The organism is Streptomyces thermocarboxydovorans (assembly GCF_039524635.1).
Taxonomy (GTDB): Bacteria; Actinomycetota; Actinomycetes; order Streptomycetales; family Streptomycetaceae; genus Streptomyces; species Streptomyces thermocarboxydovorans.
The window spans coordinates 34,249-54,201 of sequence record NZ_BAAAGU010000032.1; the positions used below are offsets into that span (position 1 = coordinate 34,249).

At 72.0% G+C, this 19,953-nt stretch carries 18 protein-coding genes and 5 pseudogenes; 17 read left to right on the forward strand and 6 right to left on the reverse strand.

The window, feature by feature from the left end; translation table 11 throughout:
- The 3 genes and pseudogenes from ABD198_RS16455 to ABD198_RS16465 all read left to right on the forward strand — a co-directional run.
- Positions 1 to 2,423, forward strand: a pseudogene (locus tag ABD198_RS16455) (hypothetical protein); the annotation flags it as partial.
- A 15-nt stretch (positions 2,424 to 2,438) separates the two neighbouring features.
- Positions 2,439 to 4,139, forward strand: a complete 1,701-nt coding sequence (locus ABD198_RS16460) for a hypothetical protein (RefSeq protein ID WP_344001807.1) — start codon at positions 2,439 to 2,441, stop codon at positions 4,137 to 4,139.
- Positions 4,140 to 4,149: 10 nt separating this feature from the next.
- On the forward strand, positions 4,150 to 4,851 hold the full coding sequence (locus ABD198_RS16465; protein WP_344001809.1) for a hypothetical protein: 702 nt from the start codon (positions 4,150 to 4,152) through the stop codon (positions 4,849 to 4,851).
- Between the two features lie 10 nt (positions 4,852 to 4,861).
- Here ABD198_RS16465 and ABD198_RS16470 read toward each other — a convergent pair whose 3' ends face one another.
- A complete protein-coding gene (locus ABD198_RS16470) occupies positions 4,862 to 5,299 on the reverse strand; it encodes a hypothetical protein (RefSeq protein WP_344001811.1) in 438 nt (145 codons plus the stop codon).
- 59 nt (positions 5,300 to 5,358) lie between these two features.
- On the reverse strand, positions 5,359 to 6,306 hold the full coding sequence (locus ABD198_RS16475; RefSeq protein ID WP_344001813.1) for a DMT family transporter: 948 nt from the start codon (positions 6,304 to 6,306) through the stop codon (positions 5,359 to 5,361).
- Between the two features lie 105 nt (positions 6,307 to 6,411).
- Between ABD198_RS16475 and ABD198_RS16480 the strand changes: the two genes are divergently transcribed.
- From ABD198_RS16480 to ABD198_RS16490, 3 genes are all read left to right on the forward strand, one after another.
- Complete coding sequence (locus tag ABD198_RS16480; RefSeq protein ID WP_344001815.1) at positions 6,412 to 6,981, forward strand: TetR/AcrR family transcriptional regulator; 570 nt, start codon at positions 6,412 to 6,414, stop codon at positions 6,979 to 6,981.
- Between the two features lie 169 nt (positions 6,982 to 7,150).
- Positions 7,151 to 7,615 carry an Hsp20/alpha crystallin family protein gene (locus ABD198_RS16485; protein ID WP_344001817.1) on the forward strand — a complete coding sequence of 155 codons (465 nt, stop codon included), beginning with the start codon at positions 7,151 to 7,153 and terminating at the stop codon, positions 7,613 to 7,615.
- Positions 7,616 to 7,718: 103 nt separating this feature from the next.
- Positions 7,719 to 7,880, forward strand: coding sequence for a hypothetical protein (locus ABD198_RS16490; protein WP_344001819.1), 162 nt, complete (start codon positions 7,719 to 7,721; stop codon positions 7,878 to 7,880).
- Positions 7,881 to 7,955: 75 nt separating this feature from the next.
- Here the strand turns inward: ABD198_RS16490 and ABD198_RS16495 are convergent, their stop codons facing one another.
- The 3 genes and pseudogenes from ABD198_RS16495 to ABD198_RS16505 all read right to left on the reverse strand — a co-directional run.
- Positions 7,956 to 8,366, reverse strand: coding sequence for a hypothetical protein (locus ABD198_RS16495; RefSeq protein WP_344001888.1), 411 nt, complete (start codon positions 8,364 to 8,366; stop codon positions 7,956 to 7,958).
- A gap of 73 nt (positions 8,367 to 8,439) precedes the next feature.
- Positions 8,440 to 8,820, reverse strand: a pseudogene (locus ABD198_RS16500) (ATP-binding protein); the annotation flags it as partial.
- A 7-nt stretch (positions 8,821 to 8,827) separates the two neighbouring features.
- Positions 8,828 to 9,178 (reverse strand): annotated as a pseudogene (locus tag ABD198_RS16505) (sigma-70 domain-containing protein); the annotation flags it as partial.
- Positions 9,179 to 9,431: 253 nt separating this feature from the next.
- Between ABD198_RS16505 and ctaD the strand changes: the two are divergent.
- Together ctaD and ABD198_RS16515 are read left to right on the forward strand one after the other, a co-directional pair.
- Positions 9,432 to 11,144, forward strand: a complete 1,713-nt coding sequence (gene ctaD, locus ABD198_RS16510) for an aa3-type cytochrome oxidase subunit I (protein WP_344001821.1) — start codon at positions 9,432 to 9,434, stop codon at positions 11,142 to 11,144.
- Complete coding sequence (locus tag ABD198_RS16515; protein ID WP_344001823.1) at positions 11,141 to 11,515, forward strand: hypothetical protein; 375 nt, start codon at positions 11,141 to 11,143, stop codon at positions 11,513 to 11,515. The genes ctaD and ABD198_RS16515 overlap by 4 nt, the downstream gene beginning before the upstream one ends.
- On the opposite strand, the pseudogene ABD198_RS16520 reads toward ABD198_RS16515, so the two are convergent.
- Positions 11,512 to 11,661, reverse strand: a pseudogene (locus ABD198_RS16520) (IS481 family transposase); the annotation flags it as partial. The gene ABD198_RS16515 and the pseudogene ABD198_RS16520 sit on opposite strands and share 4 nt — an antisense overlap.
- 230 nt (positions 11,662 to 11,891) lie before the next feature.
- Here ABD198_RS16520 and ABD198_RS16525 point away from each other — a divergent pair.
- The 9 genes and pseudogenes from ABD198_RS16525 to ABD198_RS16565 form a co-directional block, all read left to right on the forward strand.
- Positions 11,892 to 12,215, forward strand: a pseudogene (locus ABD198_RS16525) (GNAT family N-acetyltransferase); the annotation flags it as partial.
- A 659-nt stretch (positions 12,216 to 12,874) separates the two neighbouring features.
- A complete protein-coding gene (locus tag ABD198_RS16530; protein WP_344001825.1) occupies positions 12,875 to 14,365 on the forward strand; it encodes an ATP-binding protein in 1,491 nt (496 codons plus the stop codon).
- A gap of 2 nt (positions 14,366 to 14,367) precedes the next feature.
- Entirely contained in the window at positions 14,368 to 14,790 is a 423-nt protein-coding gene (locus ABD198_RS16535) for a roadblock/LC7 domain-containing protein (protein ID WP_167991682.1), read from the forward strand.
- Positions 14,787 to 15,140, forward strand: coding sequence for a DUF742 domain-containing protein (locus ABD198_RS16540; protein WP_344001828.1), 354 nt, complete (start codon positions 14,787 to 14,789; stop codon positions 15,138 to 15,140). The genes ABD198_RS16535 and ABD198_RS16540 overlap by 4 nt, the downstream gene beginning before the upstream one ends.
- Positions 15,118 to 15,738, forward strand: a complete 621-nt coding sequence (locus tag ABD198_RS16545; RefSeq protein WP_344001830.1) for a GTP-binding protein — start codon at positions 15,118 to 15,120, stop codon at positions 15,736 to 15,738. The genes ABD198_RS16540 and ABD198_RS16545 overlap by 23 nt, the downstream gene beginning before the upstream one ends.
- Positions 15,735 to 16,970 carry a cytochrome P450 gene (locus ABD198_RS16550; RefSeq protein ID WP_344001831.1) on the forward strand — a complete coding sequence of 412 codons (1,236 nt, stop codon included), beginning with the start codon at positions 15,735 to 15,737 and terminating at the stop codon, positions 16,968 to 16,970. The genes ABD198_RS16545 and ABD198_RS16550 overlap by 4 nt, the downstream gene beginning before the upstream one ends.
- The gene (locus ABD198_RS16555) at positions 16,967 to 18,184 is read left to right on the forward strand and encodes a cytochrome P450 family protein (RefSeq protein WP_344001834.1); all 1,218 of its coding nucleotides are present in this window, start codon (positions 16,967 to 16,969) and stop codon (positions 18,182 to 18,184) included. The genes ABD198_RS16550 and ABD198_RS16555 overlap by 4 nt, the downstream gene beginning before the upstream one ends.
- 270 nt (positions 18,185 to 18,454) lie before the next feature.
- Positions 18,455 to 19,522 carry a fatty acid desaturase family protein gene (locus ABD198_RS16560; protein ID WP_344001836.1) on the forward strand — a complete coding sequence of 356 codons (1,068 nt, stop codon included), beginning with the start codon at positions 18,455 to 18,457 and terminating at the stop codon, positions 19,520 to 19,522.
- A 248-nt stretch (positions 19,523 to 19,770) separates the two neighbouring features.
- Positions 19,771 to 19,941: a hypothetical protein gene (locus ABD198_RS16565; RefSeq protein WP_344001838.1), complete on the forward strand. Its 171-nt coding sequence runs from the start codon at positions 19,771 to 19,773 to the stop codon at positions 19,939 to 19,941.
- Positions 19,942 to 19,953 lie beyond the last annotated feature (12 nt).

Below are 19,953 nucleotides of genomic sequence, written 5' to 3' on the forward strand. Positions count from 1 at the left end.
CCGACGGAACGAACGCCACCGCAGACGCGACCCCAACCGACGGAACGAACGCCACCGCAGACGCGACCCCAACCGACGGAACGAACGCCACCGCAGACGCGACCCCAACCGACGAGACGAACACGACCGCAGACGCGACCCCAACCGACGAGACGAACACGACCGCAGACACGGCCCCAACCGACGAGACGAACACGACCGCAGACACGGCCCCAACCGACGGAACGAACGCCACCGCAGACGCGGCCGCGGCCGGCGAGGTCACGGACGTAGGCGCAGCAGACGAGGCGGCCGGGGCCGCGGAGGAGGACGCCGCCGGGGAGGACGGCGGAACGGGCGCCGAAGGCGACTCGGAGACACCTGAGATCCATGACGGCTACCTCGTCGCCCCCTCCATGCACCACGCCACCACGCTGGCCGTGCTGCGCTCGGGCTGGCTCAGCCACTCCGACCGTCAGGCCTTCGGCATCAACCTCTCCTCCGGCCGGGTGCGCCGTGCCCTGGCCACCATCGACGGCGTCCGCTCGGGCCAGACCCTGCGCGCCCTCCTTGGCTATCGTCTCGAACGCGCCCTGCACGACGCCCAGTTGGACACGCTGATCCGCCCCCTGCGGCTCGCTTTTCCGATGCCGGACCTGGTCGACAAGGCCACGGAGGGCAGCGAGGCGGCCCGCACGGCGATGGCCGAACGGTCCGTGGTGGACGGTCAGGCCCTGCTCGACGACTGGCTCGTGCACGGCCGGACGCTGGCCGACCTGGGCCTGGACGTCACGGAGGCCGAGCTGCCGCTGCTCGCCCAGGCCGATGTGCTCATGACGGACCTGGAGACGACGGTCGACGCGGTCGGCGACCTGCTGCTCGCGGAGAGCGTCCATCAGCTCGTCGGGGGCAATCCGGTCCGGGCGGGAGCGGCCGCGGACGGCATCGCCCGGGGCGACAGCCTGCCCCAGGACTTCGATGTGATCCGCACTCCCCGGGCCGCGGTGGCGGTCACGCACCGGCTCGGTGTCGTCGCCCCGGCGGGCGGCACGGCCGGCTGGGCCGCCGGGCGTCCGCTCGCCGCCCTCGAACCCGGGCTGGAACGCTGGTGCCAGGCCCGCCTGGGCGACGCCTCGGCCTGGCGCTTCGACTTCGGCGATCCCGCGGCACCCGTCACGGTCGGCCTGTCCGACCTCGGGATCTGCGCCCTCGACGCCGTACTCGGCTCCAACCTCACCGATGACCGGACCGACGACGCCCCGGCCCGGGACAATCCGCTGGCCCGGCGGCTGCTGCGGCACACGGCGGCGCTCTCGGCCGGTGGCGGGTCGGCCCCGCCCCAGGTCACGCCGGCCTCGGCGGCCCGTTTCGCCGAACTCCAGCAGCTGTGCCGGTCGTTGGGTGCGGTGCTCCGCGACGCCCGCCCGCTGCTCGGCTCGGACCTGGACGACACCGTGGCGGACGGCTGGGCCGGCGCCGATCTGCGGGAGCTGTGGACGCGGGTGACGACCTGGCTGAACGGCGTCACCTCCAACCTGGCCCGGCTGCGGGAGCAGGTGAAGCTGCTCCCCGACGGCGCGGATGCGCTCGCCCAGCATCTCGACGCGCTCGCCGACCACGGTGTGCACGCCGCGTACACCCTGGGGGCGCCGGGCGACGAGGCGGGGCTGGAGGCCCTGCGGGATCAGGCCTGTTTCGTCCTCGACCACTTCGACGCCTCCCCCGTCGCCGCCCTGCCCGAACCACCGCAGGACCCGGCGGCCGTGCTCGAATGGGCGACCGCGGTCCGCACGGCCGTGGCGGGCGTGCTCGGTGAGTCGCTCCCGGTGCTGCCGGTGCTGAACCTGACCGGGACCCCGGCGGGCGAAGCCCTGACCGCCGCACGCCCCGAGGGCGCGGACGACGACGCGGTCGCCGACTGGCTGACGGAGATGGAGCGGATCAGGCCCCGGGTCCGCGCCCTCGGTGACGCGCTGGCCGCGTCCGAGGTCCTCGCGTCGGCCGCGCCCAGCGGCGTCCACGTCGCCCAAGTGCCCGCCGGGCGGCGGTGGATCGCCCGCGGACCGGTGCCCGTGCCCTCCCGCAGCGAGCCCGCGCCGCTGCACTGCGCGGTGCTCAGGACGGACGGCACTCCCCCGGACGCCGCACGAGTCGCGGGCATGGTGGTGGACGCGTGGAGCGAGACGGCGCCCGAACCGGTGGACGAGGAGATGGGAGCGCTGGCCTTCCACTACAACCAGCCGGACGCGCGCGCCCCGCAGGCGTGGCTGCTCGCCGTGCCGCCCGATCCGTCGCGCGGCTGGTGCATGGAGGACGTGCACGCCGTGGTGGAGGAGGCGTTCGCCCTGGCCCGGGTCCGCGGGATGGACCTCAACGACCTCACCGAGCTGCGCGGAGTGCTGCCCGTGCAATGCGCCGAACCCCCCACCGGGGGCATTCACTAGACCCGTGGAGTAGTCATGGCGATGTTCCGCTACGAGCCGGTGCCGCGCGACACCGGCATCGAGGAGGCGCTGGCCGCGGTGGTGCACGACGCGGCGTGGTTCCTCGCCCGGCAGTACGCCTTCGGCGAGTTCACGGGGGACGACGCGGCCTCGCCCGTGCATGTGTCGGTCGCCCAGGAGCGGCATCTGCTGGACGGCTGGCGCGCCGGGCAGGACGACCCGGAGGCCTGGCAGCCGTACGACCCTTCGGCCATGGTGCTGGAGGAGCTGGTCGAGGAGGAGGCGAGCGACGGTCCCGATCCCCGGCTGGTGCTGGCCGGCGGTCTGCGGTGGCGGCGCGCGCTGGCGGCGGCCGGTCTGCTCCCGCTGCTGCCCGCCTTCGCCCGGACGTGTGCCTTCGGCCCGTCCGGCGCCCTGGCACCGGACGCCTCCGCCGCGACCGTACGGGAGCGGCTGCCCGACCCGGTCGCCCTGGTGCCCTGGCTGGAGCGGCTGGCCGCACGGGATGCGGAGGCCGCCGCGCAGTTCGGGGCGGCGGAGGAGAGCCGTGAGGCCCTCGCGACGGCCGCCGCGCAGTGGCTGGCCTGGTGGACCGCCCGCGCACCGGCGCAGCCCCGGGGGCCGGCGCGCACCTGGGACCCGCACCGCATGGAGTACTCCTTCGCGGTGCGCGCCTCCAGCGTGCCGGACGTGCCGTTGCAGGCGGCCGAGTATCACGGAGGGCATCTCGACTGGTGGGCCTTCGACGCGGCCCCCGCCCGGGCACCGGTGGCCGAGGCCGCCGTCGTCCGCGACGCGCGCACGACCGTCCCCACCCCCGCCCGTTACGGCGGCATGCCCGTCTCCCGCTTCTGGGAGCTGGAGGACGCGCGTGTCGACCTCGGCTCGGTCGACGCCTCCCCCGCCGATCTGGGGCGGCTGCTGCTCGTCGCGTTCGCCACCGTCTACGAGAACGACTGGTTCTGCGCCCCCTTGCCGGCCTTGCCCGGCTCGCTGTCCCGGGTCGTCGAGTGCACCGTCACCGATGTGTTCGGCGGGGTGACCACGCTGGCGCCCGCGGCGGCCGAGGACCCCGAGTGGAACGTCTACACCCTGAGCGAGCCGCAGGGCGCGGCCGCCGGGGACACCGAGGGCGCCGGGACGTCGCCGCCGCCCTCGCCGTGGTTCTGCCGGCCCGCCTCGCTGCCCGAGGGCCTGGAGAGCCCGCCGGTGGAGTCCGTGCTGTTCCTGCGGGACGAAGGGGTCAATCTGGCCTGGGCCGTCGAGGAGCAGGTCGCCGACCGGGCCGGCGAGCCCATCGACCGCTACGCCCGCTGGATCGCGGCGGCCCGTCCGGCGGCGACGGAGGCGGGGCCCGACGGCGCCGCGTCCGGCAGTCCGCCGCGCTACCGGGTGGCCACGACCGTTCCCGCGCACTGGTACCCGCTGGTGCCGCAGCTGCTCGACGGGCAGCCCGATCAGGATCAGTACCGGCTCCGGCTGGTCCGGCTGGTCAGGGACGCGTCCGAGCCGCCGAGTCCCCTCGGCCGGCTGCTCAACGAGACCGACTGGCTGCACGAGGAGGAGGTGCCGCGCTCCGGCGTCCGTGTCGAACGCAGCCGCCAGTACAGCCGCTGGCGCGACGGCAGTGCCCACGCCTGGGCCACCCGCCGCAAGCGCAGCGGGACCGGCAGCGGCTCGAGCGGACTGCGATTCGACGTTCTCGAGACGAGCTAGGAGGCATCTCATGCCCCAGCACAATCCATATGCGGTTCCGGACGAGCCCGGGCGCTTCGTGCCCGTCGAGGTCAGGGGCTGGCAGGACGGCTACGACGCCGGCATCAGCTCCCCGCCCCGCGTTCCCCCGACGCCGAGTAGGCGGGACCCCGGTTACATGGACGGCTGGACCAGGGGCGCGCAGGCGGGCAACGCCGACGGGCGGGCCGAGGGCTGGCGGTGGGCCTACTTCGACGGCGCCGCCCGGCCCGACCCCGGCGACGCGGGCGGGCGTTACGAACACCGGGACGGCGGCGAGCAGGCCGCCGGGTCCGGCGAGGCCTTCACCCAGGGCTGGCCGGGTGTCGGTGAGCGGCCGCTGCTGGTGATGCTGGCGGCGTTCGCACCCGGAGAGCACGGCGGGGAGGGTCTCACCGGCAGGGTGCTCGCCCGGGCGTGCGCGGACAAGGGCGTCACCCAGCTGTATCTGCCGGTGAGCCTGCAGCCCTCCCGGGCCCCGGACGAGGGGACCGGCGATCCCCTCACGAGGGCGGGCTACTGGCACGGCGCGGTCCACGAGTCCCTGGACGAGGCGGCGCCGGAGGCGATCGACCACGTGCTCGTGCGCGTCGTCCGCTTCGCGGCGCTCGTGCGGTACCGGCCCACGGCCGAGCACAACCTCTTCGACCTGCTGCCGGTGCACGACATGATGCCGCCCGACCGCCTGCCCTGACCCGGGGGCGTCAGCGGCGCCTGCGCCTCAGCCCCTCGGCCAGGAGGGAGAGGCCGATGCCCAGGATCCACACGTCCTTGGCAAGGGGAATGCCCTGCTCCGTGGGGAGCACGCTGCCTTCCTGCCGCATGCCGGGAGTCCGCAGGTAGAGCCCCAGCGTGCCGGCGGAGAACGCGGTCACGGCCGTGCCCGCGGCCGCGGCGGGGACGACCGGCAGCAGCAGGGCGGCGGCGATGGCGGCCTCTCCCGCGGAGAGCAGCCGTACGAACCGCTGGGCGTCCAGCTTGTTGAGGAACGGGTAGGTGCCGGCGGCGAACTGGTGAAGTTGCTCGGCCGTGGCGTCGTCCGCGCCGCGTTTGGACAGTCCGGAGTTCAGGAAGAATGCGCCGACCGTGAGTCTGAGCGGGAGCTGCCGTGCTGCGGAGCGCCATCCTCGTCGAACTGCCATGCCAGGTCTCCTTACGCCGTTCACCCCCGTCCTCCAGGCTGACACCGGCTGGGCACATGTCAAACGGAGGCGATCGGACGGTCGCGGGAGCCGGCGGGAGCTTCTCGCGTGGCGGGACCGCCCGGGGGTCCCGGACCGCCGGAGGCGGGAGCTCCGCGGTACACGATGATCACTGCCACCAGACCGAGGGCCAGGCCGGCGGCGGTCTGCGGGCCGAGCGGCTCGGCGAACATCAGGGCTCCCCAGACCGCCGTGACCGGCGCCATGAGGAACATCAGCGTGTTGACCTTGGTGACTCCTGAGCGCTTCAGGATGAGCCAGTACAGCCCGTATCCGCCGAAGGTCGGCAGGACGACGAGCCAGGTGATCGCGGTCCAGAACGCCGGCTGGGCGGGCGGCACCGCCGCGCCGGCGGTCACCGCGAGTGCGGAGAAGACCGCCGCGCTCGTCACGCAGTGGACGGTCATCGAGACGACGGGGTCGGCCGGCGTACGGGAGCGGCCCTCGAAGAAGGTGGCCGCCACCAGCGAGAGCATGCCGAGGAAGGGGACGAGGTAGGCCCACGAGGGTGCTCCGGTGCCGGCCGTGGCGTCGGCCAGGGTGACCACGAGGGCGCCGCTCACGCCCAGCCAGAGTCCGAGCCACTGCCTGGCTGAGACGTACTGGCGCAGCAGCGGTCCGGCGAGGGCGCCGGCGACCAGGGGCTGGACGCCGTCGATCAGCGCCGTGGTGCCGCTGGAGACTCCAAGCTGGATCGCGTAGTAGACGGTGAGCAGGTAGCCGCTCTGCGAGAGGAGGCCGATCACGGCCTGCCGGGCCGCGTCCCGGGCCGTGAGGCCTCGCCAGGCCGGCCGGCGGGCGGCGGTGAAGGCGATCAGGACGACGGCGAGCGGCAGGAACCGCCACATCAGGATCGTGAGCGCGTCAGCGCTGCCCGCGCCGAGCTTGGCCCCGATGAATCCCGAGCTCCAGCAGAGCACGAACGCGATCGAGAGCAGGATGTTCATGCCGCACCGCCCAGTAAACAGATCGGTCTACCTCACCTACTATACAGATCGGTATACTCTGGAGCCATGGAGACTGCTGAGGCGAGGACGCCGCGGAGGATCACGATGACCCCTGCCGCACGGCGCGCGCTCGACGCCGCGGGGCGGCTGTTCTACGAGCGCGGCATCCATGCGGTCGGCGTGGACCTGATCGCCGCCGAGGCGGGGGTCACGAAGAAGACCCTCTACGACCGGTTCGGCTCCAAGGAGCAGATCGTCGTGGAGTACCTCGCCGACCGCGATCAGCGCTGGCGCGCGTTCCTCGCGGAGCGCCTGGAGGCCGCGGCGCCGACGCCGGAGGCCCGGATCCTGGCCGTGTTCGACGCCTCGGAGGCCTGGAGCGCGGAGAACAGCCCCAAGGGGTGCAGCATGGTCAACGCGCACGCCGAGATCAGCGATCCGGCCCACCCGGCGTACCCGGTCATCACCGGGCAGAAGCGGTGGATGCTCGACCTGTTCACCGAGCTGGCCGGCGAGATCACCCCGGAGGGGACCACCGGCCTGGGGCGGACCCTGATGCTGCTCCACGAGGGGGCGCTGGTCGCGCACGGCCTGGGCATCCTCCCGGACCCGATCCGGCACGCGCGACGGCAGGCGGCAGCGGTGCTGGCCGCCGTGCGCGAGCAGTCGGGCTGACGCCTCGCCACATCACTGCGTGAGTCGTGTCGTTTCCTCGACGAGTCGACTCATCCTCCGCGAACCAACGGCGGGTGCCTGATCCAGCCCTTGAGTTGAGTCTTCACCTGTCAACTTGAGCCAGTTGCCACTTGTCAATTTTCTTGCCGTTGGCTATATGGATGGACTGGTGCATCCGTTCAGGGACCTGGAGGGTGAGAACGTGGTCATGCCTGCGCGGACCGGCGCTCTGGGCGATCTCGACCGGCTCGTGCGACAGCTCGCGCACACCGTCGCCGACCCGGCCGGCACCGTCATACCGGCGGACGCCTGGCGGGACGACGAGGCGCTGTACCTGCAGTTCGACCTGCCGGGCATGGACCGCTCCAGCATCGAACTGACGACGGAGCAGAACACGCTCACTCTCACCGCGGAGCGGCCCTCACCGGTCCCGGCCGGCGCACGGGCGCTGCTCACCGAGCGGCCGACGGGACGGTTCACCCGCCGCCTGCCGCTCTCGGAGGGTGTGGACGTCGAGGCCGCCGAGGCGGTCTACGACAACGGCGTCCTCACCCTGCGCATCCCGCTGGCCGCGCACGCGAAGCCCCGGAAGATCGCCATCTCCGGCGGCTCGCCCAAGCAGCTCACGTCCTGACGGGACCCGGTCAGCTCACGTCCCGAAGGAAGCTCACGTCCCGAAGGAAGCAGTCCGGACGCACTCAACGGAGCAGTCGAGAAGTCTGGAAGGAGGTTGCACGGTGAGCGCCCTGCTGTGGCTGCTCATTCCCCTGATCACCGGTATTGCCGCCAGTATCTGGGCCTGGAGCGCCGGACGCCTCGATCCCGGCCCGCCCGACCACGACACCTGGGAGGACCTGGACCGCTACCAGCGGATGCGGACCGTCCTCGGGCATCACTGATCACGCATCACTGACCACGCATCACTGATCACTGATCACGCGCGGTGGACGGCGGCCGCGACCGGGCGAGGGGGCTCAGCCGAACCGCAGGATGCGCGGAACGACGGAGTTTCCCGGCCCGTTGGCGCGGCCGACCGACCACACCGTCGCCGTGCCCGGCACCGGTGCCGGCGGCAGCGTGCGGGACTGCCCCTCCCCCGCCACCGCCGGTTCGTCGTGCACGGTGAACGACTGGCCGTCCCAGGAGAGGAAGTCCGCGCCGGGAATCAGCGGCGGCTGCTGCCGGGCGGCCCCCACTTCTGGGAGCCGTCCACCGAGACCCAGGCCGGCGCACCGGACCCGGCGGCGGCCGTCGGTCCCGCGCACGAACAGGTGCAGATCGGGACCGTCGCCGAGGGCAGCCGGCGCCGAACCTGTCAGCCCTCCGCCTTCGACTTCCACGAAATCCGGTGTGCCGGCACCCCCGTTGTAGATCCGGTCGTCCATGCCCCGGACAAACAGAACACCCCCGTCGTGAAAGAGGATGTAGGCCGGTTCGGATGCACTGAATCCATCCAGGTATGGTGACGTTCTGCATCAGAGCGCGCATCAGCGCCGTGCCCCGCCCGCGGTGGGGGTTGCGGTCGGGCTGGGACGTCTCCCAGCGCCCGGTGTCGGTGACGGTCAGGCGCAGGCCGTCGACCCGGGCCTCGGCCCGGAGCCTGACCGGGCCGGGGACGTCGCGGTGGCCGTGCTCGATGGCGTTGGCGGAGGCCTCGCCGGCCGCGACCAGGATGTTCTGGACGGTGGGCGGGGGCACCTCGCACTGGGCGAGCCAGCTGCACAACGCCTTGCGGGCAGGCGCGAGTTGGGCGGACCCGGCCGGGAACTCCATGTCCAGCGGCGCCGGGTGCCGGTACAGCAGCAGGGCGACGTCGTCGTCGTAGCCCCCGGCGGGCGCGTGAGAGGCCGGAGGGCCGGGCGGCGAGCTCCTCGACGAAGCGCCAGTGCAGGATCCGCCGGTCGCGTTCGCCCAGCTCGGCGATCATCGGCTCCAGGGCGTGGAAGTCCTCGACCAGTTCCAGGGCGGCGGCGTCGGAGCCGATGAAGTCCGCCAGGGCGGCCTCGCCGTCCTCGCTGCCGTGGATGGCCGCGTCGAGAGAGGCGGAGTTGTAGCCGTTGGACGCCAGCCGGGCCTCTACGACCTCCGCCTCCGAAAGGCTCATCAGCTCGGAGAGTTCCTTGGTCGTGGGGTTGCGGCCGAGCCGGCTGCGCAGCTCCTCCGCGAGGACACGGAGGAGGGCCAGACGTAGGCGGGCGCCGGACGGGCGGACGGCTGGTCCGGCGCCGAAAGTCCTGCCATCCGCCTCTGACGGCCGCACGCCACCCGGACGAATGGACTCTGCGTCCATTGGGGCCACGGACAGCGCGCAGCGGAAGCGGCCGGGGCGGGGCGCGGCTACCTTGCGCTGGGCTGATTCCCGCTGACGGGACAGTCCTTCGCGGGAGGTGCCCGAGGCCCGCCCCCCGCTGCTGATGCCGTTCATGCGCTGCTGCCGATAGAGGTATCCGATGGCGACCCAGACCGAGCCCGTTGCTCCAGTTCCGGCGGCCGAGCGCCATGGCCGCGGTCGCGTGATCATCTCCTGGCTGAGTACGACCGATCACAAGAAGATCGGCCATCTCTACCTGATCACATCGTTCGCGTTCTTCCTGATCGGGGGGATCCTGGCCATGGCCCTCCGGGCGGAACTGGCCCGGCCGGGGACGCAGCTGCTGTCGAACGAGCAGTACAACCAGGCGTTCACCATGCATGGCACGGTGATGCTGCTGCTGTTCGCCACTCCGACCTTCGCCGGGTTCGCCAATGCGGTCATGCCGCTGCAGATCGGTTCCCCGGATGTGGCCTTTCCCCGGCTGAACATGTTCTCGTACTGGCTGTTCCTCTTCGGAGGGCTCATCGCGATCAGCAGCCTGATGGTTCCCGACGGCGCGGCCGACTTCGGCTGGACCGCGTACACCCCGCTGAGCGGAGGCGAGCGCACCCCTCAGCTCGGCGGTGATCTGTGGATCATGGGGCTGGCCCTGGCCGGGTTCGGCACCATCCTCGGTGCCGTCAACTTCATCACCACGATCATCTGCCTGCGGGCCCCGGGCATGACGATGTTCCGGATGCCGATCTTCACCTGGAACGTGCTGCTGACCTCGGTGCTGGTCCTGCTGGCCTTCCCGGTCCTCGCGGCCGCGCTGTTCGCCCTGGAGGCGGACCGGAAGTTCGGTGCGCACATCTACGATCCGCAGAACGGCGGGGCGCTGCTGTGGCAGCACCTGTTCTGGTTCTTCGGCCATCCCGAGGTCTACATCCTCGCCCTGCCCTTCTTCGGCGTGGTCACCGAGATCCTTCCCGTCTTCTGCCGGAAGCCGATCTTCGGCTACATGGGTCTGGTCGGTGCCACCATCGCCATCACCGGTCTGTCCGTGGCCGTGTGGGCGCACCACATGTTCGCCACACAGGCGGTGCTGCTGCCGTTCTTCTCCTTCATGAGCTTCCTGATCGCCGTCCCCACCGGGGTGAAGTTCTTCAACTGGGCCGGCACGATGTGGAAGGGCTCGCTCTCCTTCGAGCCGCCCATGCTGTGGGCGGTGGGCTTCCTCGTCACCTTCCTCTTCGGCGGTCTGACCGGTGTGCTGCTCGCCTCACCGCCGCTGGACTTCCACGTCACCGACAGCTACTTCGTGGTGGCGCACTTCCACTACGTGCTGTTCGGCACGATCGTCTTCGCGATGTTCGGCGGCTTCAGTTTCTGGTGGCCGAAGATGACCGGGACCATGCTCGAGACGCGACTGGAGAAGGTGCACTTCTGGACGCTGTTCGTCGGGTTCCACACGACGTTCCTGGTGCAGCACTGGCTCGGTGCCGAGGGCATGCCGCGCCGCTACGCGGACTACCTGGCCGCCGACGGCTTCACCGCCCTCAACACCGTCTCCAGCATCGGCGCCTTCCTCCTCGGCCTGTCCACGCTGCCCTTCCTGTACAACGTGTGGAAGACCGCTCAGCACGGCAAGCGGGTCGAGGTGGACGATCCCTGGGGCTACGGCCGTTCTCTGGAGTGGGCGACGTCGTGCCCGCCGCCCCGCCATAACTTCGTCACGCTGCCGCGCATCCGGTCCGAGTCCCCGGCCTTCGATCTGCACCACCCGCACCTGGCGGAGCTGGACGAGTCGGAGAACCTCGGCAGGCGCGACGCCGTGCCCACCGACAGCCACAAGGGCGATTCGCGATGAGACGCGGCGAGCGAGAGACGCCGCCGGACGGGCTCGGCAGCGCCCTGGCCGAGCGGGTCGAGGGGTATCTCCTGGCCCACACGCACCACGAGCAGGCCCACCGGGAGGCCGAGAGCCTGTGCGCCCGGCTGCCCTGGCTGACCACCGCTCAGGCGGAGGACGTCACCCGTCAGTACGTGCGTCAGCGCATCGAGCTGACCCGGCGGATGCTGCAGATGACCCTCGAGCGGGCCGACCAGTTGCGGGGCGAGTACGAGGCGCGGTACACGGTGCTGCGGCGCGATCTGCTCCGGCGGCACGCCGCATTCGCCTGCGCCGTCGTCGTCTGCTCGGCGGCCCTGAGCACGGCGGTCTGTCTTCTCGCCCGCTAGGTGTATTGACCTGGAGCGTTGTTCACACGGCTGATCGGTGGCTGGCCGCCGAGTGCGGTGTGGCAGCGATGGTGGTTGTAGGTGTGCAGGAAGTCTGCCAGGGCTTCGGTCCGCTCCTGGTTGGTGGTGTAGGGCCGCAGGTAGGCGCTGCGGCTGGCGGCGCAGGGCAAAGCACTGTGCTGGCGCGCCCTGCTCGCCGCGGCACGGCAGGACACCCGGCTGGATACGGCCCGTCTGGAGGAGCTGCTGCGCAGGGCGGAGCGGCAGATGGGCACGCTGGATGCGCTGCACGACGAGGCCGCGGGGGCGTTGCTGGCCGATGCGGCGGCGGCAGGGCACCGCGCGTGAGCAGCCCGCCGTGACGGCGGCGAGGCGCCCGGCTCGCGGTCCCGGCCTGATCGAGCGGCGGGACGCGGAGCGGCCGGGGCACATCCGTCCCGAGGGCGGTGAGGCCGAAATCGGCTACATGTTGCTGCCGGAGGCGTGGGGTCAGGGCTACGCCGCCGAGGCGTGCACGGCCGTACTCGAATGGTTCGCCGGGGTCTGCCCCGGCGAACCGGTGCTGCTGTGCACGCAGTCCGCCAACGAACGCTCGGTGTGTCTCGCCGGAAAACTGGGATTCACCGAGGTCCGGCGCTTCGAGGAGTGGGGTGCCGAGCAGTGGCTGGGTGTCCGGTTCCCGGCTGAGGGTCCCTGCTGAGCGCGCCTCGGGACGCCGACGTATTCTTCGGGTTTTCTTCGGATTTCAACCGCTTGCCGGATGAGCAGCGCCGCCCTTTACCAGGATCCGGCGCGGAGCGCCAACCCTTTGTCAGCCAAAGTGAGTTGACCGCCAAGTGGCATTTTCCGCCCATACCGTCAGCGGTGCGCGGCCGGCGCCGTCATCGGGCTGCCACGAGGCGTGAGCAGGAGCGGTATGGTCCCTGCCGAATGCCACCAGCACATGCGCAAGCCGCAGGTCGGTGGCGGCACAACCGTGCTGCCTCGAACCCGCCCGTCGCCGCTTCCTCGCTCATGCACGCCCTCGTCCGGGACCAGGAGATCCATGTCGCGCGCCCTCGCCGCTGTCCGCCCAGCTGAGTCGTCGGTCTCCGCGTGCCCGGCGGGGAAACGGTCCCGGGCGACGCTGCGTTAGGGCGGCTCGAAGGTGACCGGCCGTGGCAAGGCGTCCGCTCCACCGCCGCCGCAGGCGGGCGGCGCCGGTGTCGCATCCGCCGGAGGCGGGCCGGTCGGTTCCGTGCGCCGGGCCCGTCCGGCCGCGCGGGGCCGCGGCCGGCTTCCGCTCTCCCCCAGGCCACCGGCCCAGGCCCGCCCACGATCCCCGCACTCCGACGGCTTCCCCCCTCTCGTGAGGACCTGATGATCGAACTCATAGTGACCGCCGCCGCGTTGCCGGCGCTGGCCGGTGCCGGATCCGCCTGGCACTTTTGGCGCAAAAGCGATCGCGCCGAGCGTCAGGCCGAGCTATTGCGCGGCCACAACGACCGGCTCACCCAGCAACTCGTCGCCGCCGAGCAGTGCGTGGGGCACCTGGCGGCCACCGTGGTTCCGGCGGCCGTGAGCGACGGTCAGTCCCGTGGCGGGCATGGTGGCGGGCTCGTCGTACCGCCGCATCTCGACGGCACTCCGCTCGCCGAGCATCTGCGCGCCCTGCCGCGTGCGGTGACCGCCGCGGTGCAGGAGGTCAGGGCGCAGGAGCGTGCGGCCGCCGCCCGTGCCGCCGAGGAGGTCCGGCAGGAGGCCGCGCGCCAGGTCGAGCAGGTGCGGCAGGAGTCGGTGGGTGTGGCGCGGGCCGCGGTGCGCGGCTTCGCCAACAATGTGGTGGCCCGTGCGGCGCGGCTCGGCCGGGCCGTCAGCCAGGGTGTGCGGCGGCACGTCTCGGACGAGGCGTACGCGACGCTGGTGGAGATCGACCATCTGGCGCAGCAGATGCTGCTGACCGCCTCGGGGTACGCCGTGCTGGCCGGTGACAAGCTCTCCCGGCGCTGGCCCGCCACGACGCTGACCGACATCGTGCAGGCGTCGATGGGCCGGATCGAGGGGTACGAGCGGATCAAGCACCCGGAGATGGGGTCCGTCGCGGTCGAGGGGCGCGCGGTGGAGGCGGTGGTGCACACCCTCGCCGTGCTGCTGGACAACGCGCTGCGCTACTCGCCGCCGTCGGCGAGTGTGCATGTCTCCCTGGAGCAGGGGCACCACGCCTGTTTCCTGATCGTCGACGACGCCGGGCTGCGCATGGACGACGAGCGCCTGCTGTGGGCGAGCGACGTGATGTCCGGCAAGCAGCGCGACGACATCACGCGTCTGGGCGCCCACCCCCAGACCGGGCTGCGGGTGGCGTCCGTGCTGGCGGAGGACTACGGGTTCCGGGTCGAGCTGACCGCGCCGAACATCTATCAGGGCACGCGCGCCATGCTCGTCCTGCCGAAGCATCTGCTGACCTCTCCGGCGCCGGCGGCTCCGGCCGAGCCCGCCTCCCGCGCCGCCTCCCGGTCCGCCGAGCAGGGTGCCGCCGGCTCCGGATCTCCGGCGGTCACCGGAGCCTCCTCCTCCGCTGCCGACGGGGCGGACGCCGATGCCGCCGTACAGCCTGCCTCCGCCGCCAAGTCCGAGCCGGCCGATTCCGGGCCGGCCGCGGCCCCGCCGGCCAGGACGGCCAGCGGGCTGACGGTGCGCAAGCGCTCCAAGGCCCCCGCGGTGCCGCGGAGCACGTCGGCCGAACCTCCCGCCGCCGGGCCGGGCCGTCCCGCGATCGCCGCGGCGTGGGCCGAGGGGACCCGCCGCGGCCGCATGGACGACACCTCCCAGACGCCCGCCGGACACGACGCCGCACACGACGAAGGAAACTGACCGTGCAAGACACACACTCCAACAGCCTGGGCTGGCTGCTCGACCAGGAACTCGGCACCGTCGAGGGCGTCCGCTACGCGGTACTGATGAGCAGCGACGGGCTGCTGAAGGCCCGGACCGAGACGATCAGTCAGGACGACGGGGAGAAGTTCGCCGCGCTCACGGCGGCGCTGCGGGCCGCGGGCAAGGCCTGGGACGAGTTCACCGGCGGTCAGGGCATGCGCCAGCTGCTCATCGAGTCGGTGGGCTGCATCGGCCTGACGACCACCGCCGCGAAGAACACCATGCTGTCGGTGTGCACCACCGGACCGGACGCGGATGTGGGGCTGATCTCCCATCACATGGTGCGGCTCGCCACCCGGGTGGGGCACGAGCTGGGCGTCGCCGACCGGGTGCCGGCCGCGGAAGGCGGCTCACCGGCATGACGGGGCCGCGGCGTGACCCCGACATGGTCAGGCCCTATGTCCGCACCGGCGGTCAGGTCCGGGCCCGTGACGACGTCCGTCTGGAGAGCGTGCTCGTCGCCGCCAACGCGCCCACCGAGGGCCTGAGTCCGGACGCCCGCCGGGTGATGCGGCTGTTCGCCGGGGCGGGCGGCGGCCTGGCCGTCGCCGACATCGCCGCCGCCCTGGAGCTGCCGCCGTCGACGGTGCGCATCCTCGTCTCCTCGCTGATGGACTCCGGCCACCTGGCCGCCCCGGTCGCCGCGGCCGGCCATCAGCCCGACTTCGACCTGCTGCAGGAGGTGCTCCGTGGACTCCGCTCCATGGTCTGACCCGCCCGTCACCTACGTCCCGTCCACGGTGACGCGGTCGGCCAAGATCGTCGTCGCGGGCGGCTTCGGCGTCGGCAAGACCACGCTCATCGGCAGCGTGTCGGAGGTGAAGCCGCTGCGGATGGAGGAACCCATCACCCAGGCCAGCGTCGGGGTGGACGATCTGCGCGGCACTCCGGAGAAGACCACGACCACCGTGGCGATGGACTTCGGCCGCATCCACATGGCCGGCGGCCGGCTCGCGCTGTATCTGTTCGGGCTACCCGGGCAGGCGCGCTTCCAGCCGCTGTGGGAGGACCTGACCGAGGGCGCGCTGGGCTGTCTGGTCCTGGCCGACACCCGCGACCTCGACGCCTCCCACGACGCGCTGGGCCTGCTGGAGACCTGCGGCGTGCCGTACGCGATCGCCATCAACGCCTTCCCGGACGCGCCGAGTTACCCCGAGGCCGAACTGCGCGAGGCTCTCGCCCTCGACCCCGGCACTCCCCTGACGGTCTGCGACGCCCGCGACCGCACCTCGTCCCTGCACGCCCTGATCACGCTCACCGAGTATCTCTCCGAGCGTCGCTCGGCCGCCCTTCTGGAGTCCCGACGATGACGATGCCTTCCGCCGAGTCCGCGCCGGCCGGTGAACCGGAGCGGATCGCCCTGTACTCCCCGGAGTTCGCCGCCGATCCGCACGCCATGTACCGGCGCATGCGCATCACCCACGGCCCGCTCGTCCCGGTGGATCTCGCTCCCGGGGTGCCGGCGACCCTGGTGATCGGCTACTACCAGGCGCGCCGCATCCTCAACGATCCGCTGCACTTCCCCGCCGATCCGCGGGCCTGGGAGAAGCTGATACCCAAGTCGTGCCCGGTGCGGCCGATGATGGAGTGGCGTCCCAACGCGCTGCGCTCCAGCGGCGCCGAGCACGCCCGCTACCGGGCGGCGAACACCTCGGCCATCGACGGGGTCGACCAGCACCAGCTGCGGGCCCTGGTGGAGAAGGTCGCCTCCGGCACCATCGCCGACTTCCGGGCGGCGGGCGAGGCGGATCTGCTGACGCAGTACTCGTTCCCCATCGCCTTCCGGGTGCTGAGCGCGCTGCTGGGCTGCCCGGACGAGATCGGCCGGCGCATCGCCGACGGCATGGCGAGGATCTTCGAGACCACGGACGCCGAACGCGGCAACCAGATCCTGAGCCAGGCCGTCCTGGACCTGGTGACCCTGCGCCGGCGGGAGCCCGGAGACGACATCACCTCCCGGCTGATCTCTCACTCCGCGCGGCTGGACGACGAGGAGATGGGCCATCAGCTGGTCACCCTCTACGGCGCGGGCATCGAGCCGCTGACCAATCTGATCAGCAACACCATCCTGAAGATCCTCACCGACGAGGACTTCTCCGCCGACCTGCACGCCGGGCTGTCCACGGTGCGCGACGCCCTCGACGCCGTCCTGTACACCGACCCGCCGATGGCGAACTACTGCATCTCCTATCCGCCGTATCCGATCGACGTGGACGGGGTGCTGCTGCCGGCCGATCAGCCGGTGGTGATCTCCATGGCGGCCGCCAACAACGACCCGGCTCTCACCGCGGGCGTGCCCGAGGGCCGGCTCACCGGCAACCGGGCCCATCTCGCCTGGAGCGCCGGCCCGCACACCTGTCCCGCGCGTTCGCACGCCTACCTCATCGCGGAGACCGCGATCACCTATCTGCTCGACGCGCTGCCCGAGACCGACCTCGCCTGCCCGGCCGGCGAACTCACCTGGCGCCCGGGCCCGTTCCACCGGGCTCTGGAGTCCCTGCCCGTCACCTTTCCCGCCGCACCCACAGGAGTGCCGTCATGACCAAGCAGCCGCCGCTCGTCCTCGACCCCGCCGGTGCCGACCACCACGCCGAGCACCGCGCCCTGCATGCCCGCGGTCCCGCCACCCGGGTGGACATACTCGGCGTCGAGGCCTGGTCGGTGAGCGATCCGGCGCTGCTCAAACAGCTGCTGACCAGCCCGGACGTGTCCAAGGACGCCCGCGCGCACTGGCCCGCCTTCGAGCAGGCGGTCGCCACCTGGCCGCTCGCGCTGTGGGTGGCGGTGGAGAACATGTTCACCGCGTACGGTCCCGACCACCGCAGGCTGCGCCGGCTGGTGGCGCCGGCCTTCAGCTCCCGCCGGATCGACGCCATGCGGCCGGCCGTCGAGAAGATGGTGACGGACCTCGTGGACCGGCTGGCGTCGCTGCCGGAGCAGGAGCCGGTCGATCTGCGCCAGGAGCTGGCCTATCCGCTGCCCATCGGGGTGATCGGTCATCTGATGGGCGTGCCGGAGAGCCGCCGGGACGACTTCCGTGCCGTCGTGGACGGCGTCTTCGACACCACGCTGAGCCAGGAGGAGGCGCAGGCCAACACGGCCCGCCTGTACGCGCATCTGGACGAGCTGATCGCCGCCAAGCGCAGCGAGCCGGGGGACGACATGACGTCCCTGCTGATCGCCGCGCGGGACGACGAGAGCGACGGTGCCCGCCTGTCGCCGACCGAGCTGCGCGACACCCTGCTGCTGATGATCAGCGCCGGCTACGAGACCACGGTCAACGTCATCGACCAGGCGGTCTGCACGCTGCTGACCCGGCCCGACCAGCTGGAGCTGGTCCGCGAGGGCACGGTCACCTGGAACGACGTGGTGGAGGAGACGCTGCGGCACGAGCCGGCCGTCAAGCATCTGCCGCTCAGGTACGCGGTCAACGACATCCCGCTGCCCGACGGGCAGACCATCGCGCGCGGTGAGGCGATCCTCGCCTCCTACGCCGCCGCCAACCGTCACCCCGACTGGCACGACGACCCGGACAGCTTCGACGCGACCCGCACGGTCAAGGACCATTTGGCGTTCGGCCACGGCGTGCACTTCTGCCTCGGCGCTCCGCTCGCCCGCCTGGAGGTCGCCCTGGTGCTGGAGCACCTCTTCGGCCGCTTCCCGGACATCCGCCTCGCCGTACCGGCCGAGGAGCTGCAGCCCCTCGGCTCCCTCATCAGCAACGGGCACCAGCAGCTTCCGGTGCGTCTGCGCTGAGGAGCGATCTCCGGAACGAGCACGCGCCGCCTGCCGACCGGGCGGCGCGTGCTCGTTCCGCTCCTGGTCGTCCCGCGTCGGCCTGCGGATATCCCCACCACCGGCGTGCGGCTCACCCCCGGGGCGGCCGGGTGGTGACTCCACGAACATCCGGGTGGTGGCTTCATGGTCCGGCAACTCCCCTGATCCGTACGGTCGTTCAGGCCGGGCGGTGCGGCAGGGCGCTGCACTCCGCATCGCCGCCGTCCACCGACCTTACGGAGTGCCTGCATGTCCTTGACCGCCGAGACCGCGCCGCCCCGTCCGGAGAGCGCCGCCGCACCGCTCCCTCCGGACCGGGGCAGCGAGTTCACGCCCCTGCTGCGCGACGTCAAGGAGCGGGGGCTGCTCGGCCGGCGCACCGGCTGGTACGCGCGCACCATCCTGGTCAACGCGCTCTGCCTGGCCGCCGCCGTCACCGGCATGGCGCTCCTCGGCGGTTCGTGGTGGGTGCTCGCGCCGGCTCCCGTCCTCTCCGTCCTGTGCGCCCGTACGGCCTTCATCGGCCATGACGCCGGCCACGCGCAGATCAGCGACAGCCGCGCCACCAATCGCCGTATCGGGCTCGTCCACGGCAATCTGCTGCTCGGCATGAGCTACGCCTGGTGGAACGACAAGCACAACCGGCACCACGCCAACCCGAACCACATCGACAAGGACCCGGACGTCGCCGCCGACGTGCTGGTCTTCACCGGCGAGCAGGCCGCCGGCCGGACCGGTTTCCGGGGCTGGCTCACCCGGCACCAGGCCTGGCTGTTCTTCCCGCTCACGCTCCTCGAGGGCCTGGCGCTGAAGATCCCCGGCGTGCGGCACCTGCGCCGGATGCGGGGCCGTGAGCGCCTGGTGGAGGGCGCGCTGCTGGCCGCCCATGTCGTCCTGTACCTCACCCTGCTCCTGACGACGATGCCGCCCGCGCAAGCGCTCGTGTTCGCCGCGCTCCACCAGGCCCTGTTCGGGCTGCACCTGGGCATGGCCTTCGCGCCCAACCACAAGGGCATGGAGATGCCAGACCCGTACGGTGAGAAGTGGGGGCATCTGCGCCGCCAGGTCCTCACCTCGCGCAACATCCGGGGCGGCGCCCTCACCGACTGGTTCCTCGGCGGCCTGAACTACCAGATCGAGCACCACCTGTTCCCCAGCATGCCCCGCCCGCATCTCCGGCTCGCCCAGTCCCGGGTGAAGGCGCACTGCCGGGACCTGGGCATCCCCTACGCCGAGACCGGTCTGATCGACTCCTACCGCCAGGCGCTGCGCCACATGCACGAGGTGGGTGAACCGCTGCGGGCCGGCAGCCGCTGAGCCGCTGAACTGCTGTGCCGCTGACCAGAGTTGCGGTCATGAGCGCGAGGCGTGCTCCGGGAAGTGCGGGCCGGGGGTCGCTTCTTGACGCGGCCAGGCCCCGGGCGGAGCATGCCTCATGCTGTTTCGCTCACCGGTGACGCAGAACAAGGCTGTCGCGAGGCGCATGCGTGGCTTCTTCCAGCGGCTGCCGTCCGGTCTCGACGACCCCCGTGCGGTCGCCGAGGAGTACGGACGCCATCTCTGGGATGCCAGGGCCCGTTGGCTGGTCGATCAGAATCGGCGTGGTGGGCGGCGCGACACCCGGGCTGTGGGGGCTGCTGCGGGCCAGAGGGGAGAACAGTACGCGGCCCCTGCGGGAGGACAAGTGGTACTACGTGTGGGCGCTGTTCAAGGAGAGTGAGCACAGCGTCCTTTGAGGCCGCGCCGGG

Excerpts from the sequence above, each read along its gene's own strand:
- ABD198_RS16460 (WP_344001807.1), top strand. The coding sequence starts at position 2,439 with ATGGCGATGTTCCGCTACGAGCCGGTGCCGCGCGACACCGGCATCGAG.
- ABD198_RS16465 (WP_344001809.1), top strand. The coding sequence starts at position 4,150 with ATGCCCCAGCACAATCCATATGCGGTTCCGGACGAGCCCGGGCGCTTC.
- ABD198_RS16470 (WP_344001811.1), bottom strand. The coding sequence starts at position 5,299 with ATGGCAGTTCGACGAGGATGGCGCTCCGCAGCACGGCAGCTCCCGCTC.
- ABD198_RS16475 (WP_344001813.1), bottom strand. The coding sequence starts at position 6,306 with ATGAACATCCTGCTCTCGATCGCGTTCGTGCTCTGCTGGAGCTCGGGA.
- ABD198_RS16480 (WP_344001815.1), top strand. The coding sequence starts at position 6,412 with ATGACCCCTGCCGCACGGCGCGCGCTCGACGCCGCGGGGCGGCTGTTC.
- ABD198_RS16495 (WP_344001888.1), bottom strand. The coding sequence starts at position 8,366 with ATGGACGACCGGATCTACAACGGGGGTGCCGGCACACCGGATTTCGTG.
- ctaD (WP_344001821.1), top strand. The coding sequence starts at position 9,432 with ATGGCGACCCAGACCGAGCCCGTTGCTCCAGTTCCGGCGGCCGAGCGC.
- ABD198_RS16515 (WP_344001823.1), top strand. The coding sequence starts at position 11,141 with ATGAGACGCGGCGAGCGAGAGACGCCGCCGGACGGGCTCGGCAGCGCC.
- ABD198_RS16530 (WP_344001825.1), top strand. The coding sequence starts at position 12,875 with ATGATCGAACTCATAGTGACCGCCGCCGCGTTGCCGGCGCTGGCCGGT.
- ABD198_RS16540 (WP_344001828.1), top strand. The coding sequence starts at position 14,787 with ATGACGGGGCCGCGGCGTGACCCCGACATGGTCAGGCCCTATGTCCGC.
- ABD198_RS16550 (WP_344001831.1), top strand. The coding sequence starts at position 15,735 with ATGACGATGCCTTCCGCCGAGTCCGCGCCGGCCGGTGAACCGGAGCGG.
- ABD198_RS16555 (WP_344001834.1), top strand. The coding sequence starts at position 16,967 with ATGACCAAGCAGCCGCCGCTCGTCCTCGACCCCGCCGGTGCCGACCAC.
- ABD198_RS16560 (WP_344001836.1), top strand. The coding sequence starts at position 18,455 with ATGTCCTTGACCGCCGAGACCGCGCCGCCCCGTCCGGAGAGCGCCGCC.
- ABD198_RS16565 (WP_344001838.1), top strand. The coding sequence starts at position 19,771 with ATGCCAGGGCCCGTTGGCTGGTCGATCAGAATCGGCGTGGTGGGCGGC.